This window comes from Caballeronia sp. LZ035 (genome assembly GCF_031451175.1).
GTDB lineage: Bacteria > Pseudomonadota > Gammaproteobacteria > Burkholderiales > Burkholderiaceae > Caballeronia.
This window is the reverse complement of the sequence record NZ_JARUXS010000001.1, coordinates 1,758,651-1,775,336: the sequence shown is the minus strand read 5'-3', so window position 1 is coordinate 1,775,336 and position 16,686 is coordinate 1,758,651. Positions and strand designations below refer to the sequence as shown.

At 62.5% G+C, this 16,686-nt stretch carries 13 protein-coding genes; 10 read left to right on the top strand and 3 right to left on the bottom strand.

Annotation, left to right across the window (positions count from 1 at the left end; translation table 11 throughout):
* Positions 1-10: 10 nt before the first annotated feature.
* Positions 11-481, bottom strand: coding sequence for a hypothetical protein (locus QCE88_RS08370; RefSeq protein WP_309900864.1), 471 nt, complete (start codon positions 479-481; stop codon positions 11-13).
* 164 nt (positions 482-645) lie between these two features.
* On the opposite strand from QCE88_RS08370, the gene ompR reads away from it, so the two are divergent.
* The 3 genes from ompR to QCE88_RS08355 all read left to right on the top strand — a co-directional run bounded on the left by ompR (position 646) and on the right by QCE88_RS08355 (position 3,425).
* Positions 646-1,371 carry a two-component system response regulator OmpR gene (gene ompR / locus QCE88_RS08365; RefSeq protein WP_016345257.1) on the top strand — a complete coding sequence of 242 codons (726 nt, stop codon included), beginning with the start codon at positions 646-648 and terminating at the stop codon, positions 1,369-1,371.
* 62 nt (positions 1,372-1,433) lie between these two features.
* Entirely contained in the window at positions 1,434-2,798 is a 1,365-nt protein-coding gene (locus QCE88_RS08360) for an ATP-binding protein (protein WP_309808219.1), read from the top strand.
* Positions 2,799-2,873: 75 nt separating this feature from the next.
* Complete coding sequence (locus tag QCE88_RS08355) at positions 2,874-3,425, top strand: peroxiredoxin (protein WP_309900863.1); 552 nt, start codon at positions 2,874-2,876, stop codon at positions 3,423-3,425.
* A 25-nt stretch (positions 3,426-3,450) separates the two neighbouring features.
* On the opposite strand, the gene ispF is transcribed toward QCE88_RS08355, so the two are convergent.
* Both ispF and ispD read right to left on the bottom strand, forming a co-directional pair.
* Positions 3,451-3,942: a 2-C-methyl-D-erythritol 2,4-cyclodiphosphate synthase gene (ispF, locus tag QCE88_RS08350; RefSeq protein WP_309900861.1), complete on the bottom strand. Its 492-nt coding sequence runs from the start codon at positions 3,940-3,942 to the stop codon at positions 3,451-3,453.
* A gap of 49 nt (positions 3,943-3,991) precedes the next feature.
* Positions 3,992-4,723 (bottom strand): 2-C-methyl-D-erythritol 4-phosphate cytidylyltransferase, encoded by a 732-nt coding sequence (gene ispD, locus QCE88_RS08345; protein WP_309900859.1) that lies wholly within the window; start codon positions 4,721-4,723, stop codon positions 3,992-3,994.
* Between the two features lie 134 nt (positions 4,724-4,857).
* On the opposite strand from ispD, the gene mfd reads away from it, so the two are divergent.
* The 7 genes from mfd to QCE88_RS08310 all read left to right on the top strand — a co-directional run bounded on the left by mfd (position 4,858) and on the right by QCE88_RS08310 (position 16,672).
* Positions 4,858-8,334 (top strand): transcription-repair coupling factor, encoded by a 3,477-nt coding sequence (mfd, locus tag QCE88_RS08340; protein ID WP_309900857.1) that lies wholly within the window; start codon positions 4,858-4,860, stop codon positions 8,332-8,334.
* Between the two features lie 226 nt (positions 8,335-8,560).
* Positions 8,561-9,811: an IS256 family transposase gene (locus tag QCE88_RS08335; RefSeq protein WP_309900855.1), complete on the top strand. Its 1,251-nt coding sequence runs from the start codon at positions 8,561-8,563 to the stop codon at positions 9,809-9,811.
* A 1,146-nt stretch (positions 9,812-10,957) separates the two neighbouring features.
* Positions 10,958-12,043, top strand: a complete 1,086-nt coding sequence (locus QCE88_RS08330) for a glycosyltransferase family 4 protein (RefSeq protein ID WP_309900853.1) — start codon at positions 10,958-10,960, stop codon at positions 12,041-12,043.
* Positions 12,040-12,894, top strand: coding sequence for a polysaccharide deacetylase family protein (locus QCE88_RS08325; protein WP_309900851.1), 855 nt, complete (start codon positions 12,040-12,042; stop codon positions 12,892-12,894). The genes QCE88_RS08330 and QCE88_RS08325 overlap by 4 nt, the downstream gene beginning before the upstream one ends.
* Before the next feature lie 279 nt (positions 12,895-13,173).
* Positions 13,174-13,644, top strand: coding sequence for a hypothetical protein (locus QCE88_RS08320; protein WP_309900849.1), 471 nt, complete (start codon positions 13,174-13,176; stop codon positions 13,642-13,644).
* A 764-nt stretch (positions 13,645-14,408) separates the two neighbouring features.
* The gene (argE, locus tag QCE88_RS08315) at positions 14,409-15,644 is read left to right on the top strand and encodes an acetylornithine deacetylase (RefSeq protein ID WP_309900847.1); all 1,236 of its coding nucleotides are present in this window, start codon (positions 14,409-14,411) and stop codon (positions 15,642-15,644) included.
* A gap of 23 nt (positions 15,645-15,667) precedes the next feature.
* Positions 15,668-16,672, top strand: a complete 1,005-nt coding sequence (locus QCE88_RS08310; RefSeq protein WP_309832174.1) for a threonine/serine dehydratase — start codon at positions 15,668-15,670, stop codon at positions 16,670-16,672.
* Positions 16,673-16,686: the final 14 nt, after the last annotated feature.

Here is a 16,686-nt window from a genome sequence, read left to right as displayed (position 1 = left end):
GGAGGCGCGCCTAGCGCTTGTAGAGATCGCGCACCGCTTCTTCGATATGCTGCCGCAAGAGCCGGCGCTCGTCGGCGGTCATCACGGTATGGCGCGGCGGGCGCGCGGGCGGCGCCTGATCGACTTGCTGGATGGATTGCATGGCGGGCGCCTGGTTGTCGTGAGCACCGGGTGCGCCCTTGCTCACGCGCTGCTGCGCGCGGATCATGCGGCCATCGAAACGTTTGGGAGGTGTGGCGACGCTGCGGTCAAAACGGTCGGAGCGGTTGCCGTCGAGCGCGAAACCAGCATTCTGCGCATGGGCGTGAGGCGTACCCAGTACTGCATAGAGCGCACTGGCAAGAAGTGTCATTCTGAAAATGCGCCTGGCGCGCACGGGTCCGCGTTGCCGCGCTCCCTTCATATTGTTCCCTTCGTTGCTCGACAACCGGACAGCCTCAGTCTTTTCATGCGCGTCCTGCCATGGCTGGTCGGGCCGCACGACGCGCTGGTCTAATGGAGTATCTACCGAATGGCGGGCTTCGGTAAGGAGTGTACGACCCAAACCCTTAGGCCGTGCCACAGGCCCCGTAAATTTTGTAACCAACTGTTACACTCGCTTTTGTTACAAACTCGACGTTCGACTAATCGCGCTAAGATGCCGCCATGGAAACCAAGAACCCTTCAAAAATTCTCGTAGTCGACGACGATCCGCGCCTGCGTGATCTCTTGCGCCGTTACCTCGGCGAGCAAGGTTTCAACGTGTATGTCGCGGAAAACGCACCGGCCATGAACAAGCTCTGGGTGCGCGAGCGTTTCGACCTGCTCGTGCTCGACCTGATGCTTCCCGGTGAAGACGGCCTTTCCATCTGCCGCCGTCTGCGCGGCAGCAATGACCGCACGCCCATCATCATGCTGACCGCGAAGGGCGAAGATGTGGATCGTATCGTCGGGCTGGAAATGGGCGCCGACGATTATTTGCCGAAGCCGTTCAATCCGCGCGAACTCGTGGCGCGCATTCATGCGGTGCTGCGCCGCCAGACGCCGTCCGAATTGCCGGGCGCGCCTTCGGAAACCACCGAGGTTTTCGAGTTCGGCGAATTCGCGCTGAACCTCGCGACGCGTACGCTCACGAAGAACGGCCAGGAAATTCCGCTGACCACCGGCGAATTCTCGGTGCTCAAAGTGTTCGCGCGTCATCCGCGCCAGCCGCTGTCCCGCGAAAAGCTGATGGAGCTCGCACGCGGCCGTGAATACGAAGTGTTCGACCGCAGTCTCGACGTCCAGATCTCGCGTCTGCGCAAGCTGATCGAGCCCGATCCCAGCAGTCCGCGCTTCATCCAGACCGTGTGGGGCCTGGGCTACGTGTTCATCCCCGATGGCGCGGCCTGATCGATCCTTGAGCGAGTTTCGTCACGCTTTCCTTCATCACCCGAGCTGAACCCGACAGACCCATGCGCATCGACAGGCGGCTACTGGCGCTCGCGTTCGGCGGCCTGTTCTGGCGTACCTTCGCGCTGATCGCGCTGCTCATCGCGGTCAGCCTGACCGCGTGGTTCCAGAGCTTTCGCGTGATCGAACGCGAACCGCGCGCGCAGCGCGTGGCGCTGCAACTCGTCGCGGTCGTCAAGCTCACGCGCACCGCCCTGCTCTATTCCGATCCCGACCTGCGCCGCGCGCTGTTGCAGGATCTGGAGAGCAACGAGGGGGTGCGCGTCTATCCGCGCGAAACCACCGACAAATACAAGCTGCAGCCCGATGAGTCGCTCAACCGGCTGATCGAGCGCGACGTGCGCGGCCGGCTTGGCAACGACACGATCATCGCGCAGTCGGTGAACGAGATTCCCGGCGTGTGGATCAGCTTCAAGATCGATGACGACGACTACTGGGTCGCGCTCGACCGCGACCAGCTCGACACCGTCACCGGCCTGCAATGGGCCGGCTGGGGCGTGTTCGCGCTGGCGTTGTCGCTGTTCGGCGCGGCCTTCATCACGAGCCTCGTGAACCGGCCGTTCGCGCGGCTGGCGCTGGCCGCGCGCAAGCTCGGTTCGGGACAGTCGCCGGAACCCCTGCCGGAGCGCGGCATGGGCGTTGCCGCCGAAACCAACCGCAGCTTCAACCAGATGGTGCAGGATCTCGAACAGCTCGAAGCGGACCGCGCGCTGATGCTCGCGGGCATCTCGCACGACTTGCGCACGCCGCTCGCGCGGCTGCGGCTGGAAACCGAAATGAGTCCGTCGGACGAGGCGACCAAGCTCGCGATGATCGACGACATCGAGCAGATGGACATGATCATTGGCCGCTTCCTGGACTACGCGCGGCCGATGCAGCGCATGCCCGAAGCCGTGGATCTCTCGATGATCGCAAGCGAACTGGCCGCGCGTTTTCACGCCGACGAAGGCGTCGTGATGCGCACCGATCTCGCGCCCGGCGCCGTGATCGAGGGTGATCCGACCGATGCGCGCCGCGTCGTCGGCAACCTGCTGGAGAACGCGCGCAAGTATGGCCGCAGCGAGCACGACGACATCGCCCGTATCACGCTGCAGACGCGCGTGTCGCACGGCAAGGTGGAGCTTTCGGTGATGGATGAAGGCCGCGGCATTCCCGACGACCAGGTCGCGCTGATCACACGGCCGTTCTATCGCGTCGATACCGCGCGCACCCAGGCGAACGGCACGGGCCTCGGCATGGCGATCGTGCAGCGTCTTGTCACCCGGCAGCGCGGCACGCTGCGCCTGCGCAACCGCGCGCCGCTCGCGGGCTTCGAAGTGACGATCGATTTCCCGTCGATGAAGGGCGGCGCGCGCTTCGAAGGCTGAACGCGGCGTTGAAACCCGGCGACGTCATGCGTGTCTGACTCGAACGCGTTCCATCCCTTCCTTAGGAGTCTCTGCATGAAGACCGTCGGCGACAAAGTCGAGGCATTCACCGTCACCGCGGCGAAGCCGGGGTTCAACCATTACGAGGAAAACGGCCAGTTCGCCCTCGAGGACATCACGGAGCAATCCTTTCCGGGCAAGTGGAAGATCATCTATTTCTACCCGCGCGACTTCAGCTTCGTGTGCCCGACGGAAATCATCGAGTTCGCGAAACTGGCACGGGATTTCGAGGATCGCGATGCCGTGCTGATGGGCGGCAGCGTCGACAACGAGCTGGTCAAGCTGGCCTGGCGCCGTGAGCACAGGGAATTGAGCAAGCTCAATCACTACTCCTTCGGCGACGTGAAGGGCGAACTGATCGACCAGTTGGGCATCCGCGACAAGGAAGCGGGCGTGGCGTTGCGCGCGACCTTCATCGTCGATCCCGACAACGTGATCCAGCACGTGTCGGTCAACAACCTGAACGTGGGTCGCAGCCCCGAGGAAATCCTGCGGGTGCTCGACGCGCTGCAGACCGACGAGTTGTGTCCCTGCGACCGTCCGGTCGGCGGCACGACGCTCTGCTGAGCGCGCGCCGCTCGGCGGTCATGCTTCAGGCGTCGATGGACGTCCTGCGCAGCAGCACCGCCGCCTGCGCCTCGATGCCTTCCTTGCGGCCGAGATAGCCGAGCTTCTCGTTGGTCTTGGCTTTTACGTTGACGCGGTCGAGCGGCAGGTCGAGGTCGTCGGCGATGTTCGCGCGCATGGCCTCGATATGCGGCGCGAGCTTCGGCGCCTGGGCAATCACGGTGCTGTCCACGTTGGCAATCGCGAAACCGGCGTCCGTCACGCGACGCACGGCTTCGCGCAGCAGCACGCGGCTGTCGGCGCCGGCGAATTCGGTCGCCGTGTCCGGAAAATGCCGGCCGATGTCGCCGAGCGAGGCCGCGCCGAACAGCGCGTCGGTGATGGCGTGCAACAGGACGTCCGCGTCCGAGTGGCCGAGCAGGCCGCGTTCGTAAGGCACCGTCACGCCGCCGATGATGAGCGGGCGGCCCTCGACGAGCTGGTGGACGTCGTACCCTTGTCCGATTCTGAAATCCATCGATGCAAACCTTGGTTGAGTGAGGGGTTGACGTTGGGGTTGACGTACTTCAGGCGGACGCGGAGAGCATCGCGCCGGCGAGCGCGAAATCTTCCGGATACGTCACCTTGAAGTTGCGCAGGCTGCCCTGGATCAGCTTGGGCGAGTGCCCGAGCCATTCGATGGCGCTTGCTTCGTCGGTCAAATCGTGGCCGTCGTGACGCGCGCGTTCGATTGCCTCGCGCAGCATGCCGACGCGGAACATCTGCGGCGTCTGGGCTTGCCAGAGGCCGTCGCGCGATTCCGTGCGAGCGACTCGTACATCATGGACGTCGTTGGTTGGGACATCGGGCATGTTGGGTGCGACGCGCTTGAGCGTATCCGCGACCGGCAGCGCGAGAATGCCGCCGACCGGATCGTCGCGCAGTTCCGCGACGAGCTTGCGAATCATCTCCGGCGTGATGCCGGGGCGCGCGGCGTCATGCACGAGCACCCAGTCGTCGTCGCGCGCGCCGAAGCTGGCAAGCGCGAGCAGGCCGTTGTACACCGAGGCCTGCCGCGAAGGGCCGCCGCAGCGCGCCACCACGAAGCGCAGGCCGGCGAAGCGGCGCGCGTCGAAGTGCGGGTCGTCCGGTGCAAGCACGACCAGGGTCTGCGAGAATTCGGAACATGCGTCGAATGCCGCGAGCGTGTAGCCGAGCATCGGGCGCCCCGCGACGGTCTGGTATTGCTTCGGCATCGGGGCGCCGGAACGGCTGCCGGTGCCGGCGCAGGGAATCAGTGAGAAGAGGCGCGAAGTCACGGGCGGATAACGTGGTTTAACGTGGCCAAGTCAAAGTCGAAGCCCGGATTTTATAATAGGTCCATCGCGACCACGTCCGTCGCACGCCAGTTCGCTTATTCGAACGGCGCGCCGGACGGCTCCATGCACACCCTATGCCTTCCAAAGCCGTCACCGCGCAGTCCAGTTCTCCCATCGCCCTCGTCAAGCCCGGCCAGCGTTTCGTCTTCTCCGGCGCGACCGTTTCGTCCGACGCCCTTGCTCTCGCGCGCTATCACGCGGCGTATCGCGAAAGCGTGCCGCTGCTGACGATTGTCACGGCCAGCGCGGTCGATGCCCAGCGTCTCGCGGCCGAAATCCCCTACTTCGCGCCCGATGCCCGCGTGCGGTTGTTGCCCGACTGGGAAACCCTTCCGTACGACACTTTTTCGCCGCACCAGGATCTGGTCTCCGAGCGTCTGGCGACGCTGCACGATCTCGGCGAAGGCCGCTGCGACATCCTGATCGTGCCGGCGACCACGGCGTTGTACCGGATGCCGCCCGCGTCGTTCCTGGCGGCCTATACGTTCTCGTTCAAGCAGGGCGAGCGCCTCGACGAAGCGAAGCTCAAGGCGCAGCTGACGCTCGCGGGCTACGAGCATGTCAGCCAGGTCGTGCGGCCGGGCGAATACTGCGTGCGCGGCTCGCTGATCGACCTCTACCCGATGGGTTCGCCGCTGCCCTATCGGCTCGATTTGTTCGACGACCAGGTCGATTCGATCCGCGCGTTCGATCCCGACACGCAACGCAGCCTCTATCCGGTGAAGGACGTGCGCCTGCTGCCGGGCCGCGAGTTTCCCTTCGACGAAGCCGCGCGCACGGCGTTTCGCAGCCGCTGGCGCGAAGTGTTCGAGGGTGATCCGAGCCGCTCGCAGATCTACAAGGACATGGGCAATGGCGTGCCGTCGGCGGGCATCGAATACTACTTGCCGCTGTTCTTCGACGACACCGCAACGCTGTTCCACTATCTGCCCGAAGGTACGCAACTGGCTTTTGTCGGCGATCTGGATGCGGCCATCAAGCGCTTCACGCATGACACCAAGCAGCGTCACGACTTTCTGTCGCACGATCGCGAGCGGCCGCTGCTCGAACCGCGCCGCCTGTTCCTGACGGACGACGATTTCTTCACGTTCGCCAAGCCGTTCGCGCAGCTCAAGTTCCCGGCCGTGCCCGAAGGCGGCTGGGCGGCGCCCTTGCCGGGCCTCGCGCTCGACCGCCACGCTGACGAACCGCTGCTCGCGCTGCGCCATTATCTGGAGCAGACGGACAATCGCGTGATGCTGGTGGCGGAATCGGCGGGACGACGTGAAACCATCCAGCAACTGCTCGCCGAGAATCACCTGCGCGGCGAAGCGCATGACACGTTCCACGAGTGGCTGACGAGCGACGGCAAGTTCACGCTCGGCATTGCGCCGCTGGCGAACGGTTTCTCGCTGCCATCCGAAAAGCTCGCGATCATCACGGAGACCGAGCTCTACGGACCGCTTGCGCGTCGCCCTGGACGGCGCCGTCAGGAACAGGCGAGCAATGTCGATTCGATGGTGCGCGATCTCGCCGAACTGAAGGTGGGCGATCCGGTCGTGCACGCGCAGCATGGCATTGGCCGCTACATGGGGCTGGTGTCGATGGATCTCGGCGAAGGCGAGACCGAGTTTCTGCATCTGGCGTATCAGAACGAGGCGAAGCTGTATGTGCCGGTGTCGCAACTGCATGTGATCTCGCGCTATAGCGGCGCGGATCCGGAGAGCGCGCCGCTGCATCAGCTGGGTTCGGGACAATGGGAGAAGGCCAAGCGCAAGGCCGCCCAGCAGATCCGCGACACCGCCGCTGAACTGCTCAACCTCTATGCACGGCGTGCGGCGCGCGAGGGCTATGCGTTCAAACTCGAGCCGCGCGACTACACCAAGTTCGCGGAGAGCTTTGGCTTCGAGGAAACGCCGGATCAGGCGGCGGCGATTACCGCGGTGATCGGCGACATGACGAGCGGCAAGCCGATGGATCGTCTCGTGTGCGGCGACGTCGGCTTTGGCAAGACGGAAGTGGCGCTGCGTGCGGCTTTCATCGCGGTGATGGCGGGCAAGCAGGTCGCGATTCTCTCGCCGACCACGCTGCTAGCCGAACAGCATACGCAGACCTTCACCGATCGTTTCGCGGACTGGCCGGTGCGCATTGCGGAGCTGTCGCGTTTCAAGACGGGCAAGGAAGTCTCGACGGCCGTGCAGCAGATCAACGATGGTTCGGTGGATATTGTCATCGGCACGCACAAGCTCTTGTCCGGCGATGTGAAGTTCAAGCGGCTGGGGCTGGTCATCATCGACGAGGAGCATCGGTTTGGCGTGCGCCAGAAGGAAGGACTGAAGGCCTTGCGCGCCGAGGTGGACGTGCTTACGCTGACCGCCACGCCGATCCCGCGTACGCTCGGGATGGCGCTGGAGGGTTTGCGCGACTTCTCCGTGATCGCGACGGCGCCGCAGAAGCGTCTTGCCATCAAGACCTTCGTACGTCGTGAGGAAGACGGCGTGATTCGCGAGGCGATGCTGCGCGAACTGAAGCGCGGCGGCCAGGTGTACTTCCTGCATAACGAGGTGGAGACCATCGAGAATCGGCGCGCGATGCTGGAGGCGCTGGTGCCCGAGGCGCGCATTGCGGTGGCGCATGGACAGATGCATGAGCGCGAACTCGAACGGGTGATGCGGGACTTTGTCGGACAGCGTGCGAACGTCCTGTTGTGCACGACCATCATCGAGACGGGCATCGACGTGCCGAGTGCGAATACGATCTTGATGCATCGTGCGGACAAGTTTGGGCTTGCGCAGCTGCACCAGTTGCGTGGGCGGGTCGGGCGCTCGCATCACCAGGCGTATGCGTATTTGCTGGTGCATGATCCGCAGTCGCTGACGAAGCAGGCGCAGCGTCGTCTGGAGGCGATCCAGCAGATGGAGGAACTGGGTTCGGGCTTTTATCTCGCGATGCATGACCTGGAGATTCGCGGCACGGGTGAGGTGCTGGGCGACAAGCAGTCGGGCGAGATTCACGAGATTGGTTTTCAGCTTTATACCGACATGCTGAATGATGCTGTGCGGGCGCTGAAGGAAGGGCGTGAGCCGGACTTGAATGCGCCGCTTGCCGCGACGACGGAGATCAATCTGCATGCACCGGCGATTCTTCCGGCGGATTATTGCGGCGATGTGCAGGAGCGTCTGTCGCTGTACAAGCGGCTGGCCAATTGCGAATCGAGCGATGCGATCGATGGGATTCTTGAGGAGCTGGTGGACCGGTTCGGCAAGTTACCGCCGCAGGCGCATGCGTTGGTGGAGACACATCGGTTGAGGCTTGCCGCCAAGCCGTTGGGCATCTCCAAGATCGATGCGGGGGAGCAGGCCATTTCGTTGCAGTTCGTGCCGAACCCGCCGGTTGATGGGATGAAGATCATCGCGATGGTGCAGAAGCACAAGCACATCAAGCTTGCGGGGCAGGATAAGTTGCGGATTGAGACGCGGAGCCCGGATCTTGCTGTGCGGTTGGCTACGGTCAAGGAGACCCTCCGAGCGTTGGGGGCGCCGGTCAGGCAGCCGGCGGTTTCTATGCGATGAATGGGTTCTTCTTCTGAGGGATCTTTTGTTCGGTGGCCATGCGCTTCGATGGATTTTCCGTATTCGCGTCGGTTTATTCGCACTGCCGCCTGCTCTTGGTCCTTCGCGTGAGCGTTGTCTTTCGCCTGTGCTTCGATGGACTTCCCGTTTTCACGTCGGTTTGCTGGCACTGCGGGCCTGTCAGCAATTTCGTGTTTGAGGCATAACATGCTCACAAGGAGAATTTATGCCTCGCAAACCGAAAGCTCAGCCGGTGGATCTCCCGGCGATTCCGGCCGAACTGCTTGAGCAGTTTGGCAACGGTCCAATGACGGCTGAAGCCATCAATTCAGCGACGATGGCGCTCAAGAAGGCTCTGATCGAGCGCGCTCTGGGCGGCGAGATGAATCACCATCTCGGCTACCCGTCCGGTGCGGCCAAGCCAGCCAACGTCACGAATCAGCGAAACGGCCGGGGTGCCAAGACGGTCCTTACTGAAGACGGCCCGATGCGTATTGAGGTGCCGCGTGACCGGGATGGCAGCTTCGAACCCATCCTGATTCCCAAGCACGAACGCCGCTTTACTGGCTTCGACGACAAGATCGTCGCCATGTATGCCCGGGGCATGACCGTACGCGAGATTCAGGGTTTCCTGCTGGAGCAATACGGCACCGAGGTTTCGCCAGACTTCATCAGCTCCGTGACCGATGAGGTCATGGCCGAGGTGACAGCCTGGCAAGCGCGGCCGCTCGAGCCGATGTATCCGGTCGTGTTCTTCGACGCACTGCGGGTCAAGATTCGCGAGGATGCCGTGGTGCGCAACAAGGCGGTATATCTGGCGCTGGGCGTGCTGCCTGACGGCACGCGCGATATCCTGGGGCTGTGGATCGAGAGTACCGAGGGCGCCAAATTCTGGATGAAGGTGTTCAACGATCTGAAGACGCGCGGCGTTCACGACATCCTGATCGCCGTGACCGACGGTCTGAAAGGCATGCCCGAGGCGCTGGCAGCCGTGTTTCCGGCGACGACGCTGCAAACCTGCATCGTTCACCTGATCCGCAACAGTCTCGATTACGCCAGTTGGAAAGACCGTCGGGGATTGGCTGCGGCGATCAAACCGATCTATGCGGCCCCCAGTGCGGAAGCGGCGCAGGCTGAACTTGATGCCTTTGCGGATGGTCCATGGGGGCAGAAATTCCCCACTGTCATTCTCGCGTGGCGCAACGCCTGGGATCGCGTGATCCCGTTCTTTGCCTTCCCCCCGGGCGTGCGCAAGATCATCTACACGGCAAATGCGATCGAAAATATCAACTCGCAGTTGCGCAAGATCATCAAGACACGCGGGCACTTCCCGACCGACGAGGCGGCAACGAAACTCATCTGGCTGGCACTGCGCAGGATCACAACGCATTGGGGCAGTGCCGCCCATGATTGGAAGACGGCCATGAACCAATTCGCTATCCTTTACGCAGATCGATTCGTTCGACCTTCCGTGTAACTACTCAATCTGCCTCGAACACGGAAATACTGACACCCCCGGCACTGCCCCTCCCCGGGGCGGGGGTAACTTTCTTTGCGGCTGCAAAGAAAGTCACCAAAGAAAGCAGCTTTCTTACCGCCCAAGGTCAGGTTACGGGCGCAGCACAGAACCCCGTTTCTGGCCCTGCACTAGCGAGTGCCCTCATAGGCCTAACCGGGCTTGGATCGCGGACCCACCGTGACAACGCACCCTTGAACAGACTGGTGCAGCCCTTGCAGGCTCCGGCGCTGCGCTTCGCGCCGCCGTCCGGTCGATCGGGTCTGCCGGTGCTTGCTTGCTGACCCTTCCATCTCGGCTAACGCGTCCATCTCACTGTACCGCCCCGCCCCTCGTTGGTTTCCTTTGCTTACCCTTCGGCAGCGCGTAGCGCTGGGCCGGCGCTTTCAATGGCTGCACCAGTTCGCTAAACGGCGCGTTGTCCCAGTGGGTCCGCGGTCCACGCCCGGTGTGGCCTATGAGGGCACTCGCTAGTGCAGGGCCAGTGAGGTGCTTCTGTGTCGCGCCGCTGGGTGGTCCTTGGGCGGTAAGAAAGCTGCTTTCTTTGGTGACTTTCTTTGCAGCGGCAAAGAAAGTTACCCCCGCCCCGGGGAGGGGCAGTGCCAATACACCGACGCGAAACCGGGTAATCCATAGAAGCGCAGGCAAACAAGAGAAGCGCAAGCAAGAAAAGAACAAGCACAAACGTTTGCGCTCCTGTGATGCATCTCTCAAGCACCTACCTCAAGATTCTCAAGCAGACCGCTTGAGCCAACGCCAAGCACAACCGCTTAGGCAAAGCGCTTAAGCAAAGCGTTCACTCAGCGAAAACCCCATGAGAAATCTGCTAGGAATCGGTCAACCAATCGTAGGCATCTGCCGTTAGCCAATCACGTCAGGCAGCCGCCTAGCCAACCCAAACGACCCTAAAACAGCGTCGTTTGACACGCATGGTCTCGCCCGCAAAACACTTTCGTTAAGCTTTCTATCCGACGTCTCTCGTCAGCCCCATTCCGGGCCGGATAAATCCCTTGAGCCTCTTCATGAACCCCCAAGGGCCGAAAAGCATTCGAATTATTACCAAATATTTCCGGCACATCGTTGCCAAGGTTGTGGGAGACCAGGCGCTTGAAGATCTTACATAGCGAGTCATCGAAGGGCTGGGGCGGGCAGGAAATCCGCACGCTGAAGGAGATGGTCGCGATGCGCGAATGCGGCCACACCGTCGAACTGATCTGCCCGGGCGACGCGCGCCTCGGACAGCGCTGCGTCGAGCAGGGTTTTACGGTTCATCACGCACGCATGCGCAGCGGCGGCGACATGCATTCGATGGTGCGCATCAAGTCACTGCTGCAGCGTCGCGCCTTCGACGTACTCAATACACACAGTGGTCACGACAGCCTCGTCGCGGGCACGGCGGCCCGACTCGCGAACACGCCGCTCATCGTGCGTACGCGGCATCTCGCGTTGCCGATCAGCTCGCTTGCAACCTATACATGGATTCCTCATCGCGTGATCGCGGTGAGTCATTTCGTGCGCCGCTACCTCATCTCCGCAGGCGTCGCGGAGAAGCGGGTCGAAACGATCTACGACGGAATCGTGAAGCCCGAACTCGTTTCGCATTCGACCCTGCGCGCGGAACTCGGCCTCAAACCCGATGCGCGGGTGGCCTGCATGGTCGCGATCATGCGCGACGAGAAGGGACACGAAGACCTGATCGCCGCCGTGCGTCCGCTGCTCGAAACGCATCCGGATTTCCATGTGGTGATGGCAGGAGACGGTCCGGCGTTCGAACGCATCAAGGGCATCGTGGAAGGTCTCGGGATTGCGCATCGCATCCACATGCTCGGCTTTCGTACCGACATTCCGAACATCTTCCGAGGCTGCGATTTCTTCGTCTTGCCCACGCACCAGGAAGCGCTCGGCCAGGCCTTCATCGAGGCGATGGCTGCGGGCCTGCCGGTCATCGGCACGCATGTCGACGGTGTGCCGGAGTTGATTCAGCACGATGTGAACGGGTTGCTCGTGCCGCCGCGCGATCCGGTGGCCTTGCGCGCGGCGATCGTGCGCATGATCGACGAAGCGCCGTTACGCGAGCGCCTGCGCCGCGAGAGTCTGCGCATCACGGAACGCGGCTTCACCGTGGGTGACATGGCCTATGAAACGGCCCTTTTCTACCGGCGCGCATTGCATGAGCGAGGGCATCGTCAATGAGCCGACAGCGCGCGAACGCCGTGCCAGTGCTGATGTATCACCACGTCAGCACGTCGCCCGGCATGATCACTGTGAAGCCTGAGCATTTCGCCGCGCAGATGGACTATCTGGCGAACGCGGGCTATTGCACGCTCGGGTCAGCGCAGCTCGCCGCGTTTCTGCAGGGCGAGGACGTGCCGCCGAAATCGCTTGTCATCACCTTCGACGACGGCTATCTCGACAACTGGGTCCACGCACATCCTGTGCTGGAGCGACATGCGTTCACGGCAATGTGCTTTCTGGTGAGCAGCTGGCCGGGCGAAGGTGGCGTGCGCGCGAATGCATCGCATGCGGGAGCGCGCCTTCCGTCGTTGCTCGATCATCGTTCGAGCGAGATCGCCATCGAGGAAGGGCGCGCGGATGAGGCCGTTCTGCGCTGGTCGGAAATCGACGCGATGCGTGACGCCGGCACATTCGAATTCCATAGCCATACGCATACGCATGTGCGCTGGGATCAGGTGGCGAAATCGGGCGTAGAGAAACGCGCGCGACTTCGCGAGGATCTTGGCGCGGCGCGTAGGGTTCTGCGCACGCGCCTCGGCGAGACATCGGACCATCTATGCTGGCCGCAGGGCTATTACGACGACGACTATCGCGCCGTGGCGCTCGATGCCGGCTTTCGGCATTTTTATACATGCCATACGGGCACGAATGTAGGCGCGGGTTTGCTCGACCGCACGGCATCGGCGGATGCCGAACGCACGATCAAGCGTCTCGAGGTACGCGATCGTCCGGCATCCTGGCTCGCTTCGCGGCTGTGGGTCCATACGAGGCCCGCAATCAGCCGGGCTTATCTGACGATCAAGCGCTGATCGTGGTGGATAACCGTGACATCGCTGGTGAATGGCACTCGCTCGTTGCGTGGGCTTATGGACTGCCCCTAATCGTGCAGGTCTATAAGCACGCCCCTCCCCTGGGCAGGTCCGTTTCCTTGCAGGCGAGTATGGACCTGAGACATGGGTAACACCTGTGTCATGACATGGGTAACACTTCGGACTAATGGTTCGTCTGAAATGGATCATGATTTGGGCTAGCAGAAACAATATGGTGAGGTTTGAATTAGCGAGGTTCGCGACGCAGGAAGGTGCCTATTGGCGGGCTCTGCGCCGCCGACGGCATTAGTGCGAAGACGGGGAAAGTGGATTGGGTGCTTCGAGCAGCGCGACACCGTACTGACGATCAATCCCGACGGTTCCTTCTTCAGAAAGCTGAAGAGTGCCCAGCAAGCATTCGATTTGTGGTGCCACGTGTACAACCACGAGCGACCGGATCCGGCGCTGGGCACGGCCACGCTGATTTCGCTTTACCGCACCCGCTTACGCGCGTATCCGGAACGCCGGAGGCCGATCGAATACGGCGACACTGACGTGGTGGTGCGCGGGGGCTTGAACGGTGACGTGCGTTTCGAGTCGCAACGCTTCAAGGTGTCCAGCCCGCTGTCCAACATGCATATCGCCTTTAGGCCATGCAGCGACATTGAAGGCAGCTACGATCTGTACTGCGCTCATCATCGAATGGATACCATCTCCATCTGCTTGAAGGAACGCGGCAAGAGGAGCTGAATGTGTTACCTATGTCCTGACACACCTGTTACCTATGTCTTGAGTCGATACGCAGCAGCAAAGAAAGTCACTGAAGAAAGCAGCTTCTCTCTCGCCCACGGACGAGATTCGCGACGCAGAAGTGTTTCACTGGCTGGGCACTCGCAAGTGCCCTCATAGGCCAGGGCGGGCGTGGATGGCGTAACCACTGTGAAACTGCACCATTGAACAGATCGGTGCAGCCCTCGACGCTCTGGCGCAGCGCTACGCGCCGCCGACTGGTCAATCGGGGATGCGGTGTTCGCTTGCTGACGCGTCCGTCTCACAGCACAAACCGAACGTTGGTTTCTCTTGCATACCCTACGGCAGCGCGAAGCGCTGGGCCGGCGCTTGCAATGGCTGCACCAGTTCGTTGAACGGCGCGTTGTGGCGGTGGGTCCGCGATCCAAGCCCGATATGGCCTATGAGGGCACTCGCTACTGCCGTGCCAAAAACAGGATTCTGTGTTGCGCCGCTAAGTGAACCTTGGGCGGTAGGAAAGCTGCTTTCTTTGGTGACTTTCTTTGCAGCCGCAAAGAAAGTTACCCCCGCCCCGGGGAGGGGCAGTGCCCGCAAACCGACGCGAACAAGGGAAGTCCATAGAAGTACAGGCGAACGTTAGAGCCTTGGCAACCGACGCGAAACCGGGAAGTCTGCAAAAGCGAGAGCGAACGCCAAACCAAACCCCAAGCGAGCGAACGAGCGTTTTTGGGCTATGATCAAACCCTACCCGCAGGAGCCAAAAAATGTCACAGATCGCTGACCTGGCGCATCTCGAAGCCTCATCGTCCTCATCCAAAACTGCCTCGCCGCGCTCTCTCCCCTGGATCGAAAAGCTCATTTCTTTCGATACCGTCAGCCGCAACCCCAACCTTGGCCTGATCGAAACCGTCCGCGATGAACTCCACCGCGCGGGCATCGAAGCCACGATCACCAACGATCCGCGCGGCCAGTGGGCCAATCTCTTCGCCACGGTCCCGGCGCACGACGGCCAGACCAACGGCGGCATCGTGCTGTCGGGCCATACCGACGTCGTGCCGGTCGACGGCCAGGACTGGCACAGCGACCCCTTCAAGCCCGAAGTGCGCGACGGCCTCCTCTACGGCCGCGGCTCCTGCGACATGAAAGGCTTCATTGGCGCCGCACTCGCGATGCTGCCAAAGATGCAAGCCACGAAACTCGCCAAACCGATCCACTTCGCGCTTTCGTATGACGAAGAGGTAGGCTGCGCCGGCGCACCGCTGATGATCGCCGACCTCAAGAAACGCGGTCTGCAACCGGACGGCTGCATCGTCGGCGAACCGACCTCCATGCGCCCGATCATCGCCCACAAGGGCATCAACACCTATCACTGCTGCGTACGCGGATTCGCCGCGCATTCGTCGCTGACGCCGAAGGGTCTCAACGCCATCGAGTACGCCGCGCGTCTCATCTGCCATATCCGCGACCTCGTCGACGAATTCCGCGCCAAAGGTCCGTTCGACGAACTCTACGACGTCCCCTTCACCACCGGCCAGACCAGCACCATCAAGGGCGGCAACGCGATCAACACCGTGCCGGCCGAATGCAATTTCGAGTTCGAATTCCGCAACCTGCCGACCATCGATCCCGATCAGATCTTCGGACGCATCGAGTCCTATGCACGCGAGACGCTGCTGCCGCGCATGCTGAAGGAACACGGCAACGCCGCAATCGAATTCACGAAGCTCGCCTCCGCGCCCGGCCTCGACGCCACCGAGCAAGCCGCCATCACGCAACTCGTGCGCGCCCTCACCGCGGACCAGGAGAAGCACAAGGTCGCCTACGGCACCGAAGCCGGCCTGTTCGCGAACGCCGGCGTGCCGAGCATCGTCTGCGGGCCGGGCAACATCGAACAGGCGCACAAGGCGAATGAATACGTGTCGCTCGAACAACTCGCGCAATGCGAGGCGTTCCTCGGCAAGTTCATCCACAGCATGTCCGTCGAAGCGCAGGCACGCTGATCCAACCCGAGTCATCTCGCGTCATGTCCACCGACACGCACCATTCCGACAACACGATCGACGGCACGCCGATCCCCACGCTCGACGACATCGCCGGGCAGCACATGGCCCTCACGCCCTGGGTCGCGCGCACGCCCACGTTCGAGCGTCACGATTTCCCGACGCTCGAAGGCACGCCCGTCACCTTCAAGATGGAGCTGTTGCAGGCAAGCGGCACCTTCAAGGCGCGCGGCGCGTTCTCCAACCTGCTGGCGCTCACGGACAGCGAACGCTCGGCCGGCGTGACCTGCGTGTCGGCGGGCAATCATGCGGTAGCGGTTGCCTACGCCGCGCAACGCATGGACGTGGGCGCCAAGGTGGTGATCATCCGCAGCGCGAGCCCCGCGCGTGTCGCACTGTGCCGGCGCTACGGCGCGGAAGTCGTGTTCGCGGAGAACGTCGCGGAAGCCTTCGATGTCGTGCGCCGCGTCGAGGCGGAAGAAGGACGCGTGTTCATCCATCCGTTCAACGGCTATCGCACCGTGCTTGGCACAGCCACGCTCGGCTACGAATGGGCCTCGCAAGCGCCGGATCTCGACGCGGTCATCCTGCCGATCGGCGGCGGCGGACTCGCGGCGGGCGTCTCCACCGCGATGCGCCTCGCGAATCCGTCACTGCATGTGTATGGCGTCGAACCGGAAGGCTCGGACGCGATGAAGCGCAGCTTCGAAGCCAACCACACGATCAAGATGGGCGCGATGCACGGCATCGCCGATTCATTGATGGCGCCGCACACCGAGCAATACAGCTACGAGTTGTGCCGGCGGCATATCGACGAGATCGTCACCGTGTCGGACAACGCATTGCGGCACGGCATGCTGCAACTGTTCGGCGAACTCAAGCTCGCCGTGGAACCGGCCTGCGCGGCCGCCACCGCTGCCCTGCTCGGGCCGCTGCACGAACGGCTGCAAGGCAAGCGCGTGGGCGTGCTGCTGTGTGGCACGAACACCGATCCGGCCACCTTCGCGCGCCATCTCGCGGCGGTATGAAGGTCTGAACTCTG